The organism is Brenneria populi, assembly GCF_036016195.1.
GTDB classification, from domain to species: Bacteria; Pseudomonadota; Gammaproteobacteria; order Enterobacterales; family Enterobacteriaceae; genus Brenneria; species Brenneria populi.
In genome coordinates, this window is the sequence record NZ_JAYWTM010000001.1 from 329,446 (window position 1) to 347,754 (window position 18,309).

Annotated in this window: 13 protein-coding genes, 1 pseudogene and 1 riboswitch; of the genes and pseudogenes, 9 read left to right on the forward strand and 5 right to left on the reverse strand. The window is 61.3% G+C overall.

Features of this window, described 5'->3' with window-relative positions; translation table 11 throughout:
* Nucleotides 1–18: 18 nt before the first annotated feature.
* Entirely contained in the window at nt 19–1,653 is a 1,635-nt protein-coding gene (locus VSX58_RS01540) for a TIGR04028 family ABC transporter substrate-binding protein (RefSeq protein WP_327616500.1), read from the reverse strand.
* A 225-nt stretch (nt 1,654–1,878) separates the two neighbouring features.
* The gene (locus VSX58_RS01545) at nt 1,879–3,336 is read right to left on the reverse strand and encodes an NAD(P)/FAD-dependent oxidoreductase (RefSeq protein WP_327616501.1); all 1,458 of its coding nucleotides are present in this window, start codon (nt 3,334–3,336) and stop codon (nt 1,879–1,881) included.
* A 492-nt stretch (nt 3,337–3,828) separates the two neighbouring features.
* Here VSX58_RS01545 and VSX58_RS01550 point away from each other — a divergent pair, with 492 nt between their 5' ends.
* The 9 genes and pseudogenes from VSX58_RS01550 (at nt 3,829) to VSX58_RS01590 (ending at nt 14,561) form a co-directional block, all read left to right on the forward strand.
* The gene (locus tag VSX58_RS01550) at nt 3,829–4,347 is read left to right on the forward strand and encodes a ClbS/DfsB family four-helix bundle protein (RefSeq protein ID WP_327616502.1); all 519 of its coding nucleotides are present in this window, start codon (nt 3,829–3,831) and stop codon (nt 4,345–4,347) included.
* A gap of 212 nt (nt 4,348–4,559) precedes the next feature.
* Nucleotides 4,560–4,649 carry a K(+)-transporting ATPase subunit F gene (gene kdpF, locus VSX58_RS01555; protein ID WP_327614515.1) on the forward strand — a complete coding sequence of 30 codons (90 nt, stop codon included), beginning with the start codon at nt 4,560–4,562 and terminating at the stop codon, nt 4,647–4,649.
* Nucleotides 4,649–6,334, forward strand: coding sequence for a potassium-transporting ATPase subunit KdpA (gene kdpA, locus VSX58_RS01560; RefSeq protein ID WP_327616503.1), 1,686 nt, complete (start codon nt 4,649–4,651; stop codon nt 6,332–6,334). Before kdpF ends, kdpA begins: the two co-directional genes overlap by 1 nt.
* Nucleotides 6,335–6,421: 87 nt before the next feature.
* Nucleotides 6,422–8,401, forward strand: a pseudogene (gene kdpB, locus VSX58_RS01565) (potassium-transporting ATPase subunit KdpB); the annotation flags it as partial.
* An 11-nt stretch (nt 8,402–8,412) separates the two neighbouring features.
* Entirely contained in the window at nt 8,413–8,988 is a 576-nt protein-coding gene (gene kdpC / locus VSX58_RS01570; protein ID WP_327616505.1) for a potassium-transporting ATPase subunit KdpC, read from the forward strand.
* Nucleotides 8,989–8,997: 9 nt separating this feature from the next.
* Nucleotides 8,998–11,685, forward strand: coding sequence for a two-component system sensor histidine kinase KdpD (kdpD, locus tag VSX58_RS01575; RefSeq protein ID WP_327617038.1), 2,688 nt, complete (start codon nt 8,998–9,000; stop codon nt 11,683–11,685).
* A 474-nt stretch (nt 11,686–12,159) separates the two neighbouring features.
* Nucleotides 12,160–13,299, forward strand: a complete 1,140-nt coding sequence (locus VSX58_RS01580; RefSeq protein WP_327616506.1) for a glycosyltransferase — start codon at nt 12,160–12,162, stop codon at nt 13,297–13,299.
* Between the two features lie 15 nt (nt 13,300–13,314).
* Nucleotides 13,315–13,884: a DedA family protein gene (locus VSX58_RS01585; RefSeq protein ID WP_327614510.1), complete on the forward strand. Its 570-nt coding sequence runs from the start codon at nt 13,315–13,317 to the stop codon at nt 13,882–13,884.
* Nucleotides 13,863–14,561 (forward strand): glycosyltransferase family 2 protein, encoded by a 699-nt coding sequence (locus VSX58_RS01590; RefSeq protein ID WP_327616507.1) that lies wholly within the window; start codon nt 13,863–13,865, stop codon nt 14,559–14,561. The genes VSX58_RS01585 and VSX58_RS01590 overlap by 22 nt, the downstream gene beginning before the upstream one ends.
* Here the strand turns inward: VSX58_RS01590 and crcB are convergent.
* From crcB to otsA, 3 genes are all read right to left on the reverse strand, one after another.
* Entirely contained in the window at nt 14,558–14,932 is a 375-nt protein-coding gene (gene crcB, locus VSX58_RS01595; protein WP_327614508.1) for a fluoride efflux transporter CrcB, read from the reverse strand. The two genes, VSX58_RS01590 and crcB, sit on opposite strands and share 4 nt — an antisense overlap.
* Before the next feature lie 133 nt (nt 14,933–15,065).
* Nucleotides 15,066–15,137: riboswitch (Fluoride riboswitch) on the reverse strand.
* Between the two features lie 70 nt (nt 15,138–15,207).
* Nucleotides 15,208–16,866, reverse strand: coding sequence for an alpha,alpha-trehalase TreF (treF, locus tag VSX58_RS01600; RefSeq protein WP_327616508.1), 1,659 nt, complete (start codon nt 16,864–16,866; stop codon nt 15,208–15,210).
* 12 nt (nt 16,867–16,878) lie between these two features.
* Nucleotides 16,879–18,306: an alpha,alpha-trehalose-phosphate synthase gene (otsA, locus tag VSX58_RS01605; RefSeq protein ID WP_327616509.1), complete on the reverse strand. Its 1,428-nt coding sequence runs from the start codon at nt 18,304–18,306 to the stop codon at nt 16,879–16,881.
* Nucleotides 18,307–18,309: the final 3 nt, after the last annotated feature.

Genomic DNA, 18,309 nt, shown 5'->3' on the forward strand with positions numbered 1-18,309 from the left:
AGGCGATGATTTATTTGGCTATTTATCCAACCAGGCGTTATAGAAGCTGGGGCGGCCGACCGCCTCGAAGCCGATTCCCTTGGTCGTCGGCGCGCTGGCATAGACCTGCGGTTCTTCGAAAATGGGAATGATGTAGGCGCGATCGATAAGGTAGCGCTGCACCTCGCCGACCAGCGCCAGGCGTTTTTCACGCTGGGTTTCGGCGGCGATATCGTCCAGCAGGGTATTCAGGCGGGCGTCTTCAAAATCGTTCACCTTATCGCTGGCGCCGCCTTTTTGCAGCAATACGTTGCGAACCGTCGGGTAGTACTGGCTTTTCAGCACATCGGGGTCGGCGCGCCCCACCATCGAGGGATAAAGGGCGGTTTTGGCCGGATCGAGGTTATCCACGGTTTTGCTGCCGGCATCGCCGGCCAGAATGTTCAGTTGCACCCCGATTTTCGCCCACTGTTGCGCCACCAACTGCAGGGTCTCCTTATTCTGCGGCTGCGGCGGCGACTCATAGGCGGTCAGCGTTAATGTTTGTCCGTCTTTTTGCCGTACGCCCTGGGCGCCGGTTTTCCAGCCGGCGTCATCCAGGAGTCGCGCCGATTTTTCCGGGTCGAAGGCCAGCCTGTCGGACAGGTCCACGTAGCCGGCCGCCGTTTTCGCCAGGATGGAGGTGGCCTGCGGGTAGTGTTCCGAGAACAGCGTTTGTACGATCTCTTTGCTGTTGGTGGCGTGCAGCAGCGCCTGACGCACCCGCAGATCGGCGACCAGCGGATTATCCGGGCGGAAGTTGAGGCTGTTGTTGACGCCGCGCGTGGCGGAGGCGTAGACGGAAAAACCGCGATCCCGCACGCGTTTTTCATCGTAAGCCTGGATTTGACGAATCGCGTCGGCCTGGCCTGAAAGCAGGGCGCCGATGCGCACGCCGTCTTCCGGCGTCACCAGGATGGTAATGCCGTCTAGATAGGGCCGCCCCTGATGGGCGAAGCTCGCCGGCGCCCAGTTGTAGTCTTTACGCGCCGTCAGTTTGACTTCACGCCCCGGCCGGTCGCCGGTCACCACGAACGGGCCGGAGCCGATGATACTGCGCCCGTTGCCCAACTGGTTGAAGTTACGCTCCAACGTGGCGATCGACACCAGGCCGGAACCGATGGCGGAAGTGCCTTGCAGGAAACCGGGCGACGGCCTGCTGAAGTAAAATTTCACCGTCAGCGGGTCGATAACCTCGCTTTTCAGGTAGTTATTGATCACCTCCGATACCGGCAGATTCAGCGTTTTGTTGCCGAGTCCGTAGGTATCGAAATTTTTCGCCACCGCCGCGGCGTCCAATGGCGTACCGTCGGAGAAGGTGACGCCGGGGCGAATTTTGAAGGTGTATTCGGTGTTGTCGTCGTTGACGGTCCAGGATTGCGCAATCCAGGGCTCTATTTGCAGCGTCTCGGGATTCTGCCACGTCAGCTTGTCGGTGATCTGATTCAGGATCCCGCCGTTGGGGTAGAAGCCCCCGGCGGGCGGGTAGAGGTTGGTATGAGCCTGCTGTTCGAGATAAATCAGGGTACCGCCGGTTTTCGGCGCCGCGTCCGCGGCGAACGCGCCGCCGCCGAGCCCCAGTAGCGCCAGTGCGGCCAGCGGGAGGATTTTCTGTACGGGATAAGAGATCAGCATCAGTATCTTCCTGTCGTTATGGTGCGCGCATCGTGCGCTCAGCGGATGAAAAGCACGATCATACAGACGGCTAGCCGTCTAAATCCTACGGGTGATACTTTCACAGCGCGGCCTAAACAGCAAAGAACAATAGTGATATTGGTTATGCGAAATCTTGTTGGAAAACAGGGGGCCGTCGCGCCGGCGGCGGCCGGCGCGACTGTTCTTCTCACATAGTCGATGCCGTCAGCGTTGGCGCCAGGCATAGGGCGCGGCGGGCCGCCATTCGTCTCCCTGCAGCTCGGGATCATCGTACTGGAGAATGTTCCGGTAGTGGTATTCGCTATCTTCAACGCAGAGCTGGCCGGCGATGGCCTGCGCCAATGTCCGCGCGCCGTGGCTGATGCCGGGGATCAGCCCGACCACGTGTCCGTTGCTTAAGTGCGCGGGGTAGCTGAAGCAGTGAAGCCGCGTCAGGGCCGGCGGCGCATCGGCGTGCTTAGGCTGAAACGAAAAGTCCGCGCTTAAATAAGGATAGTCGGCCAGCTGGGCATTCCGCAGGTCGGCCGGCGGCCGCCAGGCATCGCCCCAGGTTTTAACCTGGCCGGCTAGCGACCGGAATTCGGCGCGTGCGCCCCAATCCAGTCGATAGCCCGTCGCCAGAATGAGAAAATCCGCCGGGATCTCGCCCTGCGGCGTGTGGATCGCGATGCCGTCGCCCCGCGGCTCGACGCGCTGCACCGGCGAATTGAAATTGAACCAGGCGTTGTTATGGCGCGAAACGCGCAGCGTGCTGCCGTGCGGCGGCGCGATCTGTTCGCTGGCGATATGGTGCGCCACGCGCCACTTCCAGACATCCGGCAGGTTGAAGTATCCGTTCTCCATACCGGGATTGCCCAGCGCCTTCGAACGGTTGTAGCGCGGAAAATCGGCACGGCGAATCAATAGCTCCACGCCCGCCGCGCCCGCCTCCAGCGCGGTGGCGGACACATCCATGGCCGTCGCGCTGCCGCCGACGACCGCGATCCGCCGCCCGGCCAGCGCGGCGAAATCGATGGACTCTTCGGCGTGCGCCCAAAAGCGCTTGGGCAGTTCGGCGACAAACTCAGGGATAGCGGGGCCGCCGAATGCGTCCATACCGGTGGCCAGAATGACTTTGCGCGCGACGATCGTCTCCTCCCGGCCGCGATGTCGGAATGAAAGTTCGACGAAGCGCGCGTCGCGCAGATTCAGGTTCGTCAGCGTCTGCTCGTTGCGGACGTCCAGCGCCAGCACGCGTCGATACCAGCGCAGGTATTCCGCCCATTGCAGACGGGGAATTTTGTCCAGCCGTTCCCAGGCGCTTGGGCCGAACTGCGCTTCGTACCAGGCGCGAAACGTCAGGGAGGGCAGGTCCAGCGCCGGTCCGGTCAAATGCTTGGGCGAGCGGAGCGTCTCCATGCGCGCGGTGGTCGCCCACGGCCCTTCGTCGTCTTTGGGCGCCTTGTCGTACAGTACCGCATCAACGCCCTGCAGACGCAGTGCGAACGCCGCGGCCAGTCCCGCCATTCCGGCGCCGATAATCACCACATCTTTTACCGGCGCTCCCGCGTGTTCCGTAACCGGCAGCCAGCGTTTCGCCGGCAGCGCCAGCCATTCCAGATCCTGTTTTAGTCGGGCTTCGAGCGCGGGCAGGCCAATGGCGCCGTCATATGCTTGTGACATGCTATTTCCGTTCCTATTATTTAGTGGGGATAATCTCCTATTTCCGAGTAATAACATCGCGATGCGGGGCATGCTAATAACATTTTTCGCTACGTTATGGTGTCCGGACATAAACAATCACGGCCGACGGCGGGCGAGGGGGAAGCGCCCGGCTATTTTTACATATATAGTCCCGATGCGCGCTTGGCCGCGCAAATAAGACCCTATGTGCGCCGCTTCTTCGATCGGGCGGGAGATCAGTTCGCCTATATGGAAAATTGCGCCTCAACGCTGGATGAAAAAAATCACCGCAGGTAAATCGGGCGATATTTACGAAATTGTAGGAGAATCGGGTTATATACTCTAAATAATATTTAAAATTAACAATCTCTTAATCTAAAAGCAGCCGTATGACGAGCGTATCGGATAGATCACGCGCGGCCGGGATCTGCCCGCTCGCCTTGAGGCGTCATCCGGCTCCCCTTTTTGCTAAAAAACGGAGCGTAAATTCTTATGGGCGTACCGCAGACCAAGCCCGAGCTGCTTGCGGAAATTGATAAAAATTTCAAAAAATTAACCGGCTATCTCAATGCGATTCCACCGGAGCTCGCCGCGGAGAAGTCTATGGAGGGGCACGCTAAAGATACGATGATGAGCGTTTGCGATCTGGTCGCCTATTTATTGGGGTGGAATGCCCTGGTGGTCAAGTGGATTACCCGCGATGAAAAGGGACTGCCCGTCGATTTTCCGGAAACGGGCTATAAGTGGAATCAGCTAGGCCTTCTGGCGCAAAAATTCTATTCGGACTTCAAAACATCGACTTACGATGAGCTTTTCGCCAGCCTCGCGGCTGAAAAAAATAACATCGTTAAGCTTATCGAGGCGCGCAGCGATGAAGCGCTCTACGGCGTATCCTGGTACGGCAAGTGGACGATGGGCAGAATGATCTCGTTTAATACCTCATCGCCCTACGCCAATGCCTGCGGAAGATTAAGAAAATGGGCGAAGGCGCATAATCTCAGCTTAAAGTGATTTATCCCCGATCGGCGGCCATACCGCCGGTCGGCGAGACTCAGGGACGGGCCGGCGATTCACTCCGCTTTTCCATTTTCCCCTGTCGTTAAGATCCATTCCCCGCCGCATTTTTATATTTTTTTTATACGCCGCCCGCCGATATTAACGAAATTTTTATTTCCATTTACCTAGACTGGACCCGTTTTCACAGGAATGCGGGGAGAGGAATCTTGAGCATCGAATTAATCGCCGGCATTGCGCTGGTGTTTTTATTACTGGGCTATCTGTTTTATGCCCTGTTCAGAGCGGAGGCATTCTGATGGCGGCAGAAGGATTTTTATTGCTGGCCAGCTTCCTGGCGGCGCTGCTTTTGCTGGCGCAGCCGCTGGGGCGCTTTATGACCGGCATGGCGCTCGATCGCCCCTTGCCGGGAACGGCCGCGCTGGAGCGCGGCCTGTGGCGCCTGTGCGGCGTATCGGCAACGGAGATGAACTGGCGCCAATATCTGGGCGCTATTTTGCTGTTTAACCTGCTTGGCCTGATCTTTCTGTTTTTCGTGCTGATCGCGCAGGGGGTTCTGCCGCTTAATCCGCAGAGGCTGCCGGGGCTCTCCTGGCATCTGGCGCTGAATACGGCGATCAGTTTCGTCAGCAACACCAACTGGCAGTCTTACGCCGGCGAATCCACCATGAGCTACTTCAGCCAGATGGCCGGCCTCGCCGTACAGAACTTTTTGTCGGCGGCCACCGGCATCGCGCTGCTGTTCGCCTTGCTGCGCGGTTTTGTCGGGCATAGCACGGATCGCCTCGGCAACGCCTGGCGCGATCTGACGCGCGTTACGTTATTTCTGCTATTGCCGCTGTCGCTTGTTATGGCGCTATTTCTGGTCAGCCAGGGGACGATACAGAATTTCAGCCCTTATCTGACGCTGACCACGCTGGAAGGCGCCCGGCAGACGCTGCCTATGGGGCCGGTCGCTTCCCAGGAGGCGATAAAAATGCTGGGCACCAACGGCGGCGGCCTGTTTAACGCCAACTCGGCCCATCCGTTTGAAAACCCGACCTCGCTGACGAATTTCGTCCAGATGCTGGCGATATTTCTCATTCCGGCCGCGCTCTGTTTCACCTTTGGCGAGACGGTGCGCGATCGCGCCCAGGGAAGAACCATTCTATGGGCGATGGCGCTGATGTTTGCGGTCGCCGCCGCGCTGGCGATGGCGGCGGAGGTTGGCGGAAATCCGCATCTGACGGCGTTCGGCGCGGATAGCGCCATGAACTGGGAAGGGAAGGAGAGCCGCTTCGGCATCCTGAATTCGGCGCTGTTCGCGGTCATCACCACGGCGGCGTCGTGCGGCGCGGTCAACGCGATGCACGACTCGTTTACCGCGCTGGGCGGGATGATCCCGCTGTGGCTGATCCAGCTCGGCGAAGTGGTGTTCGGCGGGGTGGGCTCCGGGCTGTACGGCATGCTGATGAATGTGCTGCTGGCGGTGTTTATCGCCGGGCTGATGATCGGCCGGACGCCCGAGTATCTGGGGAAGAAAATCGGCGTGCCGGAGATGAAAATGGCGGCGATTTATATCCTGATTACGCCTTCACTGGTGCTGCTCGGGACGGCGCTGGCGATGATGACCGACGCGGGCCGGGCCGGCATGCTCAATCCAGGGGCGCACGGCTTCAGCGAGGTGCTGTATGCGCTCTCCTCGGCGGCCAACAATAACGGCAGCGCTTTCGCCGGCCTGTCCGCCAACACGCCTTTCTATAACCTGTTGCTGGGCGCGGCCATGCTGCTGGGGCGTTTCGCGCCCTTTATCCCGCTGATGGCGATCGCCGGTTCGCTGGCCGCGAGGAAAATCCAGCCCGCCGGCGCGGGAACGCTGCCGACGCAGGGCGCGCTGTTCGTCTCTCTTATCATCGGGACGGTATTGCTGGTGGGGGCGCTGACCTTTATTCCGTCGCTGGCCCTCGGGCCCGTTATCGAACATTTGCAGTTACTGGCGCGTTAATCGCCGGAGAATTCTTATATGGAACATCAAACTCCCTTACGGCGCCAAGGCGCCGCGTGGCGGGGCGCGTTCGTCGCGTCCTTCAGGAAGCTCGATCCCCGGGTGCAATATCGTAATCCGGTGATGTTCGTGGTGTATCTGGGCAGCATATTGACCACTTTGCTGGCGTTCGACATGGCGGCGGGCGATTCCCGCGGTCAGTTCGGCTTTACCGCCGCCATCAGCCTGTGGCTGTGGTTTACCGTACTGTTCGCCAACTTCGCGGAGGCGCTGGCGGAAGGACGCAGCAAGGCGCAGGCGGAGAGCCTCAAAGGCATCAAACGCACCAGTTGGGCGAAAAAGCTGGCCGCGGCCGCTCCGGACGCGCCGCAGAGCAAAGTCGCGGCGGAGAGCCTGCGCAAGGGGGATGTGGTGCTGGTCGAGGCCGGCGATATTATTCCTTGCGACGGGGAAGTGCTGGCCGGCGGCGCCTCGGTCGACGAGAGCGCCATCACCGGCGAGTCGGCGCCCGTTATCCGCGAGGCCGGGGGCGATTTCGCCTCGGTAACCGGGGGAACGCGCATTTTATCCGACTGGCTGGTTGTACGCTGCGGCGTCAATCCGGGGGAAACCTTTCTGGATAGGATGATCGCCATGGTGGAGGGCGCCCAGCGGCGCAAAACGCCCAATGAAGTGGCGCTGACCATTCTGCTGATATCGCTGACCATCGTGTTTCTGCTGGCTACCGCGACGCTCTATCCCTTCTCCGCCTGGGGCGGCAAGCCGGTCGGCGTGACGGTGCTGGTGGCGCTGCTGGTGTGCCTGATCCCGACGACCATCGGCGCGCTGCTGTCCGCCATCGGCATCGCCGGCATGAGCCGAATGCTGGGCGCCAACGTGATCGCCACCAGCGGGCGCGCGGTGGAGGCCGCCGGCGACGTGGATGTCTTGCTGATGGATAAGACCGGCACCATTACGCTGGGTAACCGTCAGGCCAGCCAGTTCCTGCCCGCCAAAGGCGTTAAGGAGGATGCGCTGGCGAACGCCGCGCAGCTCGCATCGCTGGCGGATGAAACGCCGGAAGGACGCAGCATCGTCGTACTGGCGAAGCAGAAGTTCAATCTGCGCGAGCGCGATTTGCAGAGCCTGGACGCGACCTTTATTCCTTTCTCCGCCCAAACGCGGATGAGCGGCGTGAACATCGGCCGGAAAATGCTGCGCAAGGGGGCCGCCGACGCGATTCGCCGCCACGTGGAGAGCAACGGCGGACGCTTCCCCGCGGAGGTGGAGGAACTGGTGGCGTCCGTCGCGCGCAAAGGCGGCACGCCGCTGGTCGTCGCCGAGGATAACGCGGTGATGGGCGTGGTGGCGCTGAAAGATATCGTAAAGGGGGGCATTAAGGAGCGTTTCGCCGAACTGCGCAAAATGGGTATCAAAACGGTGATGGTCACCGGCGATAACCCGCTGACGGCGGCGGCCATCGCCGCCGAGGCCGGCGTGGACGATTTTCTGTCGGAAGCCACGCCGGAAGCCAAGCTGGCGCTGATCCGGCAATATCAGGCGGAAGGGCGCATGGTGGCCATGACCGGCGATGGGACTAACGACGCCCCGGCGCTGGCTCAGGCTGACGTGGCGGTGGCGATGAATTCGGGGACCCAGGCGGCCAAAGAGGCCGGCAACATGGTGGATTTGGACTCCAATCCCACCAAACTGCTGGAGGTGGTGCATATCGGCAAACAGATGCTGATGACCCGCGGCTCGCTGACCACGTTCAGTATCGCCAACGATGTGGCCAAATATTTCGCCATTATCCCGGCGGCGTTCGCGGCGACGTATCCGCAGCTCAATATGCTGAACATCATGGGTTTGCACTCTCCCGCCTCTGCCATTCTGTCGGCGGTGATTTTCAACGCGCTGATTATCGTGCTGCTGATTCCGCTGGCGCTGAAAGGCGTCGGCTACCGTCCGATGTCGGCGGCTTCGTTGTTACGCCGTAACATTTGGCTATATGGCGTCGGCGGGCTAGTGGTTCCGTTTATCGGCATCAAGCTGATCGATATCATTCTGGCCGCGTCCGGCCTGGTCTAAGGAGGCCGTCCATGAATCTGTTACGTCCCGCTGTTTCGCTTTTTATCCTACTGACGCTGATTGTCGGCGCGGCCTATCCTTTATTGACCACCGGGCTTGCCCAGTGGTGGTTCCCCGCCGCGGCGAATGGCTCCTTGGTCGAGCATGATGGCCAGGTGCGCGGCTCCGCGCTGATCGGCCAGTATTTCACCCGGCCGGGATATTTCCAGGGGCGCCCTTCCGCCACGGCGGAAACGCCCTATAATCCGCTGGCGTCTTCGGGCAGCAATCTGGCCGTCAGCAATCCGGCGCAGGACGATGCGATAAAACAGCGTATAGTCGATCTGCGCAAGGCGAATCCGCAGGCCGGCGGGGCGGTGCCGAGCGAACTGGTCACCGCTTCCGCCAGCGGCCTGGACCCGCACATTTCTCCGGTCGCCGCCGAATGGCAGGTGCCGCGCGTGGCGCTGGCGCGCGGTCTGTCCGCAGATGCGGTTCGTCGCCTGGTGGCGGCGAATACGATACGTCCGCCGCTGTACTTTATCGGCGAGCCGGTGGTGAATGTGCTGACGCTGAACATGGCGTTGGACGCGTCGCGCCAACCTTAAGGAGTCATGATGACGGAAGAACCCCAGCGCCCGGACCCGGATGCGTTGCTGGCCCGGACCGATACCGACGGCCGGGGCAAACTGAAAATTTATTTCGGCGCCTGCGCCGGGGTAGGCAAAACCTGGGCCATGCTTCAGGAGGCGCGCCGGCTGCGGGCGCAGGGACTGGACGTGCTCGTCGGCGTGGTGGAGACGCACGGCCGTCAGGAAACCGCGGCGCTGCTGGAGGGGCTGGAGATTCTGCCCCGGCGCTCGTCCGGACGCTACCGCCATCAGGAGTTCGATCTGGATGCGGCGCTGGCGCGGCGTCCCGCCGTGATTTTAATGGATGAACTGGCGCACTCCAACGCGCGCGGATCGCGGCATCCCAAACGTTGGCAGGATATCGACGAGCTGCTGGATGCGGGTATTGACGTACTGACGACGGTGAATGTCCAGCACCTGGAAAGCCTCAATGACGTGGTGAGCGGCATTACCGGCGTCTGGGTGCGGGAAACCGTGCCGGATCCGTTTTTTGATGCCGCCGCCGAGGTGGTGCTGGTCGATTTGCCGCCGGACGATCTGCGCCGGCGGCTGAAAGAGGGCAAAGTTTACGTCGGCGATCGCGCTGAGCGGGCGATCGAAAACTTTTTCCGCAAGGGCAACCTGTTCGCCCTGCGCGAGTTGGCCCTAAGGCGAACGGCGGATCGCGTCGACGATCAGATGCGCGCCTGGCGCGATGCCCGCGGGCGCGAAGAGAAGGTGTGGCATACCCGCGATGCGATTCTGCTGTGCATCGGCGCCGGCACCGGCAGCGAAAAGCTGGTGCGCATCGCCGCAAGGCTGGCGGCCAAGCTGGGCAGCGAGTGGCACGCCGTGACCGTGGAAACCCCGACGCTGCATCGTCAGAGCGAAACGCGGCGCCGCCACATTCTGCGCACTCTGCAACTGGCGCAGAAGATGGGGGCGGTCACCGCCACCCTGTCGGACGCCGATGAGGTCAAAGCCGCGCTGCGTTACGCGCGCGAGCATAATCTGGGCAAGATCATTGTGGGCCGGCCGCCGCGGCGCCGGTGGCGCTTGTCGAACCGCTTCGCCCGCCGCCTGAGCCGTCTCGGACCGGACTTGGATTTGATCGTTATCGCGCTGGACGATATCCCCGATATCGGCGCCGGCCGCGTCGCCGATACCCGCGCCGCGGCGGATAAATGGGGCCAGCAGCTGCGCGGCTGCCTGGCGGCGACGGCGCTATGCGCGCTGATTACTCTATTAAGCAAATGGCTATTGCCCGGTTTTTCCCCCATCAATCTGGTGATGATTTACCTGCTGGGGGTGGTGCTGATTGCGATTGGCTTCGGGCGTCTTCCGTCCGTGGCGGCGGCGCTGCTTAACATCGTGGCGTTCGATCTGTTTTTCGTCGCGCCTGAAGGCACTTTCGCGGTTATCGACGCCCAGTACCTGGTGACGTTTTCCGTGATGCTGGCCGTCGGCGTGATTACCGGCAATCTGACGGCCGGCGTCCGTTACCAGGCCAGGGTCGCCAGGCACCGGGAGCAGCGCGTCCGCTATCTTTACGAGATGGCGGACGGATTAAGCCGGGCGCGCAAAAAAGGGGAGATCGCGCAGATTTGCCAGCGGGTGGTCGGCGCGGCGCTGCTCGCCCGCTGTGAAGTCTGGCTTCCCGACAGGCAGGGCGTACTGGCGCCGCCGCCGGAGCGCCGGCTGCACAAGGTTCCCGATGCGGCGATTATCAAGTGGAGTTTTGATAAAGGGCAGGTCGCCGGCGCCGGTACCGATACGCTGCCCGGCGTGCCTTACAAGATCCTGCCGATCTCCTCTTCCGAACGGACGCTGGGTTTGCTGATTATCGAACCCAGCAACCTGCGTCATCTGATGATACCGGAGCAAAATCGCCTGCTGGACACCTTCATCATGCTGATCGCCGGCGCGCTGGAGCGTCTAGAACTCACCCGGCGCGAACAGCAGTCGCGGCTGGCGGCGGAGCGCGAAGAGCTGAGAAATTCGCTGCTGGCCGCGCTGTCTCACGATCTGCGCACTCCGCTGACGGCGCTGTTCGGCATGACGGAGATCCTGACGCTCGATCTGTCGGCGGAGGGGTCAAAACATGCGCATCAGGCGAGCGATATCCGCTTGCAAACGCTGAGCACCATCCGGCTGGTGAATAATATGCTGGATATGGCGCGCATCGAGGCGGTCGGCTTTCGGCCGAAAACGGATTGGGTGGCGCTGGAAGAGGTGATCGGCAGCAGCCTGAAGGCGCTGGAGAACATCTTGCCGGCCGATGAAGTCCAATTGGATTTACCGCCGGGGATGGTGCTGCTCCAGGCCGACGGACCACTGCTGGAGCGCGTTTTCGTCAACCTGCTGGAGAATGCGCTGAAATACGCCGGGAAAGAGGGGACGATCGGCATCCGGGCCGAAACGCTGCCGCATCACGTCAGGATTGACGTGTGGGACGACGGGCCGGGTCTGCCCCCCGGCCGGGAGCAACAAATTTTCGAGAAATTCACCCGCGGGCGCGAAGAGTCGGCCGTTCCCGGCGTCGGCATGGGGCTGGCCATCTGCCGCGCGATCGTTGCCATGCATCATGGGGAGATTACGGCGGCGAACCGCCCGGAAGGCGGCGCCTGTTTTACCCTTATTCTGCCGTTGCCGCCGGCTCCGCCGCTGGAAGAAAGCCCGGCGCCGATGGCGTGAGACGCTAACGCATTAATTTGCGCCCGGCGACGGGCGCGAAAAGCCTGTACGGGAATCGTCATATTGGGAAAGTAGAATCAGGCTGTTAACAAACCTATCACCGCACGCCGGACGTTGTCAGCAAACTCGCAAAATGGCCGCTTTTATGATTCTGTTAATAAAACCGCCGGGATAGATCGGCGGCGGATAGCGGTGAGCCGCCGTCAATAGAAGCGTAGATTTGTAAGACGACGGGTATAAAGGCCATATAGCGACTAAGATTAAAGAGATACGAAAATCGGCCAATATGCCTGATAGGCGCCCCCGGCTGCCTAATGCCGTTCATTTAAGCCGGTTTTTAGGGGAAACACCGGGGGAGGTTCCCGTAGGGACGCCTCACCCCGGTGGTCGCCCCGGGTATCTTGATGCTTAAACGATCGGCATTACCCCCGGCTGCCGGCCTTTCACTACGACCCTGAGCAGGGACGGAGCTGCATGACATTGATAACGCCTACTATTGTCGCAATTTGTTCCATTCTGACGGCCATTCAGTTCGCTTCCCTCTGTCTGGCCCTGTGGCGATTGCGGCGCCCGGCGCGCGCATCCGCCCGCGCCTGCCCGTTTATCACCCTGGCCCGTCCTCTTTGCGGGCTGGATCGGTTTGAAGAAGAGACGCTGCGTTCCTGTTTTCTGCAAGACTACCCGCAGTACGAAATCCTCTTTTGCGTCGCCTCCCGGCAAGATCCGGTGATTCCGCTGGTGGAACGGCTGATCGCGGAGTATCCCGAACGCTCGGCGCGCCTGCTGATCGGCGATGACAAAGTGACCGGCAATCCCAAGATTAACAATCTGTACAAGGCCTGGCAGTCCAGCCGCGCCGATTGGGTGGCGATGTCGGACAGCAATCTGCTGCTGCCCGCCGATTATCTACGCTCCCTTATCTCCTCCGCCGACGAGCGGACCGGGCTCGTTAGCTCGCCCGCTTGCGGCATCCGGCCTGAAAATCTGTGGGGGGCGGTTGAGGCGGCGATGCTGAATACGCACCAGGCGCGCTGGCAGTTTCTGGCCGATATCGCCGGCAGGGGCTTCGCCCAGGGTAAGACGTTGTTCTGGCGGCGCGACGTGCTGGAAAACGGCGGCGGCCTGGCCGCGCTGGGGGGTGAACTGGCGGAGGACGTGGCGTCGACCAAACTGGTGCGCCGCGCGGGGCTGAAGCTGCGCCTGCCGCCCCGGCCTTATCCGCAGCCGATCGGCCGTCGCAGCTTTGCCGCGGTCTGGGGCCGGCAGCTGCGCTGGGCGCGCATCCGCCGCTTCGGCTTTTTGGGGTTGTTTATTCCGGAAATCGTACTGGGCTCTCTGCCGGCGCTAGGCGCCGCCGCCTGGCTGGCGGCGGAGGACGTAATATCCTGGGTTTGGCCCGCCGTTCTGTTCGCGGCGTGGTACGGCGCGGAGTGGGGCATGGCGCGCGCGCTGGGCTGGCCGCACCGCGCGCGCGATGTGCTGGCGATGTTGATTCGCGATATGCTTTTGCCCGCGTTATGGGTATGGTGTTGGTTTGGGCGCCGCATCGTCTGGAGAGGCAATGTGGTCAGCGCTGAACCATCGCTGAGCGAGGATCAACAGCGTAATGAGTAAAGAGACGACGATCTGATGTTTGAGCTGCAAACTATCGAACGATTGATAGAACAACATGGCCTGCTGCTGCTTACCCCGCTGGCGGTGGTGGAAGGGCCTATCGTTACCGTGATCGCCGCTTATCTGGCGCGGCTTAACTATTTTAGCCTGAGCGCGGTGTGTATCGTCGTTATTTTGGCCGATCTGGTCGGGGATATCGGTTTCTACTCCCTGGGGCGCTGGGTCGTCAAAGCGAACGGCGAACCGCCGCGCTGGCTAGCCCGCTTCGGCCTCAGCCATGCCCGGCTGCAGAGCATGGTTAATCATTTCGAAGACCGCGGCGGAAAAATTCTGGCCTTCGGCAAACTGACCCATTCCGCCGGCGCCGCCGTGCTGCTGGCGGCAGGTATGGCGCGCATGCGCCTGAGGCCGTTTCTGTTTTACAACACGCTGGCCACCATTCCGAAAAGCCTGTTCTTTGTCGCCGTCGGCTATGCGTTCGGCCACTTCGCCGCGCTGGTGGACGGCTGGATCGCCTGGACTTCTTTGGCGCTGCTGTTGCTGTTGCTTATCGGGGGGGCGGTATGGCTGAAATGGGGCAAATAACGCCCACCTTCAGCTGCATTATTCCCGCCTATAATGAAGCCCGGCGCATCGGCGCCGTGCTGGATGCGGTTAGCGGCCATCCGCTGCTGGACGAAATTATCGTTGTCGACGATCGATCCAGCGACGATACCGCCGACGTCGCGCAGCGTGACGGTGTAACAGTTATTCGCCTGGCGCGCAACCGGGGCAAAAGCTGGGCCGTGGCGGAAGGTATCGCGGCCGCTTCCGGCAGCCATTTGCTGCTGCTCGACGCCGACCTGATAGGACTGACGGCCGATGACGTCGCCGCGCTGATATCGCCGGTTAAATTTCATCAGGCCGACGCAGCCCTCAGCCTGCGGCGCAATAGCCCGCTGGTGTGGCGCGCGATCGGACTGGACTATATTTCCGGCGAGCGCGTTTTCGCCCGCGCGCTGGTCGATACGCGGCTGCAGGCGCTGCGGGAGCTGCCGCATTTCGGGCTTGAGGTGTGGCTCAACGCCATCTGGATCGACAATCAGGTTCGGCTTAAGGTGGTTAGGTGGCCCCAGGTCATCAGCCCATATAAAGCGACGAAAATGGGCTGGCTGCGGGGCCTGCGCGCCGATGTTTTAATGATGCGCGATATTTTTCGCACCATCACCCTATGCGGCGCGCTGCGCCAGATCGGCGCGCTGCGGCGCCAGCGCCGGCGCTAAAGCAGCGTGACGAGAAAAAATCCGACGGCGGTCATCAGCAGCGAGCCCAGCACATGCGCCAGAACCGAGGTCACGGCCCACACATAGTTGCCGGACTGCAGCAGGGAAAATATTTCGGCGGAGAAGGTGGAGAAGGTGGTCATACCGCCGCACAGCCCGGTGGTGATAAGCAGCTTCCAGGCGGGATCGAGCTGCGGCTGGCGCAGAAAATAGGCCAGCGCGGCGCCGATGATAAAACCGCCCAGCAGGTTGACCAGCAAGGTTCCCGGCGGCAGGTTGGGGAACAGGCTGTTTAAGCGGACGGACAGTAGCCAGCGGATTACGCACCCTGCGGAACCGCCGATAATAACGGCGAAAAGCGATTTTACCATATCTCCCTCATTACGATTTTTACGTCAAAACCGGCCGGATGCCGGGATTATTCCGTGCGTCTATGGGTACAGGGAGCTATGCCGAGCCGGAAGAGAAGTTTTGACCAGCCCGACACGCCCCCGGTCACAAAGGGTCGTATCAGGCGTCATCAGCCCCTTGGATTGGGGCGGTTGGGAAAGGTGGAACGCCATCACCTTGCGGCAATGATGGATCATCTCGGCGTTTTAATCAAGGCGCGCAGGGGGAATAGGGACGTTCGCGGTTTGGCGCGACATCATTCGAACTTCTCCCCGTAGAGGCCGATGAGCCGGCGCACCACGCCGTTGGTCCAGCCGAAACCGTCCTGAAGCGGGTATTCGCCGCCGCCGCCGGCGCGCGGCGTACCGCCGGCGATATGGTATTTTTCAATCAGCTTATGGTGCCGCTGGTAGAAAACATTCACCGTTTTCAGCCAGTTACGGGCGATTTCATCGGCAAGCGCATCGTGGCCGTAGGTTTTAAAACCCTGGATGGCTATCCACTGCAGCGGCGCCCAGCCGTTGGGGTTGTCCCACTGTTCGCCGCTTTCATTCTCGGTGGTCATCACTCCCCCCGGCGTGAGCAGGCGCGCGCGCACCGCTTGCGCCATCCCCTCGGCCTGTCGGTGGGTGGCGAGCCCCACATAGAGCGGTACGGCGCCGGCGGCGGAAAAGAGCGCCATTCGCTGACGATGCCAGTCGTAGTCGCGAAAACAGCCCTCTTGCTCATCCCACAGATAGCGGGTGACGGCCGCCCGCCGCGCCTCCGCCCTGCGGCGAAATAGCGCTTCCGTCTCCCTATCGCCTTGCAACGCGGAGATATTGGCGATAACGCTCTCCAGCTTATACAGGAACCCGTTGAGATCCACCGGGATAAACTGCGTGGTGCGGATGCTGGCGAGACGATGCGCATCGCGCAGCCAGCGCGAGGAGTAGTCCCAGCCCGAGGCGGCGCCCGCCCGCAGATCGCGGTACACCTCGTTGGCCGGGCGGCCGGAGAGTTTCGCGGTTTCCACATCTTCCAGCCAGGATTCGTCGCGCGGGGTGTCCCGGTCATCCCAATAGCGGTTCAGCAGCGAACCGTCCGGCATCCGCACCACGTGGCGGTAAGCCTGGTTTAGCGCCAGCGAGTCGGCGCCGTCCATCCAGAAAGCATACTCCTGCACCAGATGCGCCAGATAGCGGCGGGCGCCGCGCACGCCGTCCTCTTCAAACAGCTCCACCATCAGCGCGAACACCGGCGGCTGCGAGCGGCTGAGGTAATAGGTGCGGTTGCCGTTGGGAATATGGCCGTAGGTCTCAATCAGCCAGGCGAAATTATCCGCCATGCAGCGCAGCAGATCGTCACGTCCACTCTCCGCCAGCCCCAACATGGTGAAGTAGGAGTCCCAATAGTAGGTCTCGCGGAAGCGTCCGCCCGGCACAATATAGGCCTGCGGCAGCGGCAGCAGCGACGACCACGGAATGTGGTCCTGGGGTTCGCGCGTCAGCACGCTCCACAGATTATCGATATGCTCCTTGAGCGAACTCCGCGGATCGGAGATGTAATCGCTCTCCGCGCGCTCCGGCGGCCAGAAATGGGCGTCGACGAACTGTTTCAGGTCGAAACCGGGGCGGTTTTTCATCCGGCGGTAGCGCATAAGAATATCCAGCGGATCGATTTTCGGCGCGCAGTCGGGAAAGGTTTTACCGTCGTCGAAAATACGCGCCGACTGGACGCGCGCGAACAGCTCCAGATAGCGATCGGCGGGCGTTAGCGCGTCGGAAGGGGGCAACCCTTCGATCATTTCCGGTTCCGGCTCCGCTTCGAGCTGGCTATCCAGCGTTAATTCAACGGGTTCAAGTTCGTATGGATCATATTTTCTGTCGCCGTCCGCCTCGCGCGCTTCGCCGGTCTGTGGTTTGGAATCGAACATACGCTGTCAGCCTCAGTAGGGATTGTCTATGGCGCCGTCTGAAACCGTTTCGGCGCGCTGCGGCGGGATCGCCCGCAGATCTTTCAGGTAACTTTCACACCAGTTGGCGATGTCGTTTTTGCGCAGTACCGCCATCATGTCGTCGTAGCGGGCGCGCCGCTCGGCCCGCGGCATGGTTAGCGCCTGATGCAGCGCCGCCGCCACCTCGTCCCGATCGTAGGGGTTGACGATGAGCGCGGCGGTCAGCTCATTGGCCGCGCCGGCGAAGCGCGACAGCACCAGCACGCCGGGGGCGTCGGGATCCTGCGCCGCCACGTACTCTTTCGCCACCAGGTTCATACCGTCGCGCAGCGGCGTAACCAGTCCGACGTCCGCCAGCCGGAATATTTTCATCAGCAGCCGGCGGTCGAAATGCTGATTGAGGTAGTAGAGCGGCGTGCTGTTCAAGGTACCGTATTTGCCGTTGATTCTTCCCACTTCCATCTCCAACTGGTGGCGGAGATCCTGATAGGCCTGCACATCCCCGCGCGAGGTCGGGGCGATTTGCGAATAGCGAACCTTGCCGCGGTGCTGCGGGTAGTGCTCTAGCAAGGCTTCATAGGCCAGGAAGCGTTCCGGCAGCCCTTTGGTGTAATCCAGCCGTTCGCAGGAAATAATATTGCGCGCATCCCCCAGCTCGCGCTTCATGGCAGCCATTTTGGGCGGTAGCGCGCCTTGCGCCATCTCCTGAATGCTCTCCGGCGCGATGCCTATCGGGTAAACCTCCGTCATAAAGGTATGGCCGAAAGCGCGGTGGGTCTTCGCGCCGATCGGCTGCAGCGCCGTCAACTGCCCGAGGTTGTCGAGAAACGCCATCCGGTCGTTTTCCGTCTGGAATCCGAGCAGATCGTATGCGCACAGCATTTTCAGCAGCTCTTCATGGGTGGGCAGGGCGGTAAAGATTTCCGGTGTGGGGAAGGGGATATGCAGAAAGAAGCCGATACGGTTATGCACGCCTAACTTGCGCAGCGCAGCGGCAAACGGCAGTAAATGATAGTCATGAATCCATAGCGTATCCTCCGGCTTAATCAGCGGCTGCAATCGCTTCGCCAGCAGTTCATTGACCCGGCGATAGCCCTCCCAGGCTTCGCGCTGGAATTGCACCAGATCGATACGATAATGCAATGCGGGCCAGATGACGGCATTGGAAAACTGGCAATAATAGAGATCGTAATCGTTTTGATTGAGCGGAACCGAGGCGTAAGTGATGCCGTCCTCCTCCAGCAAATGTAGATCGTCCTTATCCTCGCCGGATATTTCACCGATCTCTCCGCTCCAGCCGAACCACAGTCCCCCGGTGGTTTTCAGCGCACCGAGAATCCCCACCGCCAGTCCGCCGGCGCTGGACTTCGACTTATCGGGCATTGCGATACGGTTAGATACGACAACCAGACGGCTCATAAC

Excerpts from the sequence above, each read along its gene's own strand:
- kdpD (WP_327617038.1), top strand. The coding sequence starts at position 8,998 with ATGACGGAAGAACCCCAGCGCCCGGACCCGGATGCGTTGCTGGCCCGG.
- VSX58_RS01590 (WP_327616507.1), top strand. The coding sequence starts at position 13,863 with ATGGCTGAAATGGGGCAAATAACGCCCACCTTCAGCTGCATTATTCCC.
- crcB (WP_327614508.1), bottom strand. The coding sequence starts at position 14,932 with ATGGTAAAATCGCTTTTCGCCGTTATTATCGGCGGTTCCGCAGGGTGC.
- otsA (WP_327616509.1), bottom strand. The coding sequence starts at position 18,306 with ATGAGCCGTCTGGTTGTCGTATCTAACCGTATCGCAATGCCCGATAAG.
- VSX58_RS01585 (WP_327614510.1), top strand. The coding sequence starts at position 13,315 with ATGTTTGAGCTGCAAACTATCGAACGATTGATAGAACAACATGGCCTG.
- VSX58_RS01545 (WP_327616501.1), bottom strand. The coding sequence starts at position 3,336 with ATGTCACAAGCATATGACGGCGCCATTGGCCTGCCCGCGCTCGAAGCC.
- VSX58_RS01580 (WP_327616506.1), top strand. The coding sequence starts at position 12,160 with ATGACATTGATAACGCCTACTATTGTCGCAATTTGTTCCATTCTGACG.
- treF (WP_327616508.1), bottom strand. The coding sequence starts at position 16,866 with ATGTTCGATTCCAAACCACAGACCGGCGAAGCGCGCGAGGCGGACGGC.
- VSX58_RS01540 (WP_327616500.1), bottom strand. The coding sequence starts at position 1,653 with ATGCTGATCTCTTATCCCGTACAGAAAATCCTCCCGCTGGCCGCACTG.
- kdpA (WP_327616503.1), top strand. The coding sequence starts at position 4,649 with ATGGCGGCAGAAGGATTTTTATTGCTGGCCAGCTTCCTGGCGGCGCTG.
- VSX58_RS01550 (WP_327616502.1), top strand. The coding sequence starts at position 3,829 with ATGGGCGTACCGCAGACCAAGCCCGAGCTGCTTGCGGAAATTGATAAA.
- kdpC (WP_327616505.1), top strand. The coding sequence starts at position 8,413 with ATGAATCTGTTACGTCCCGCTGTTTCGCTTTTTATCCTACTGACGCTG.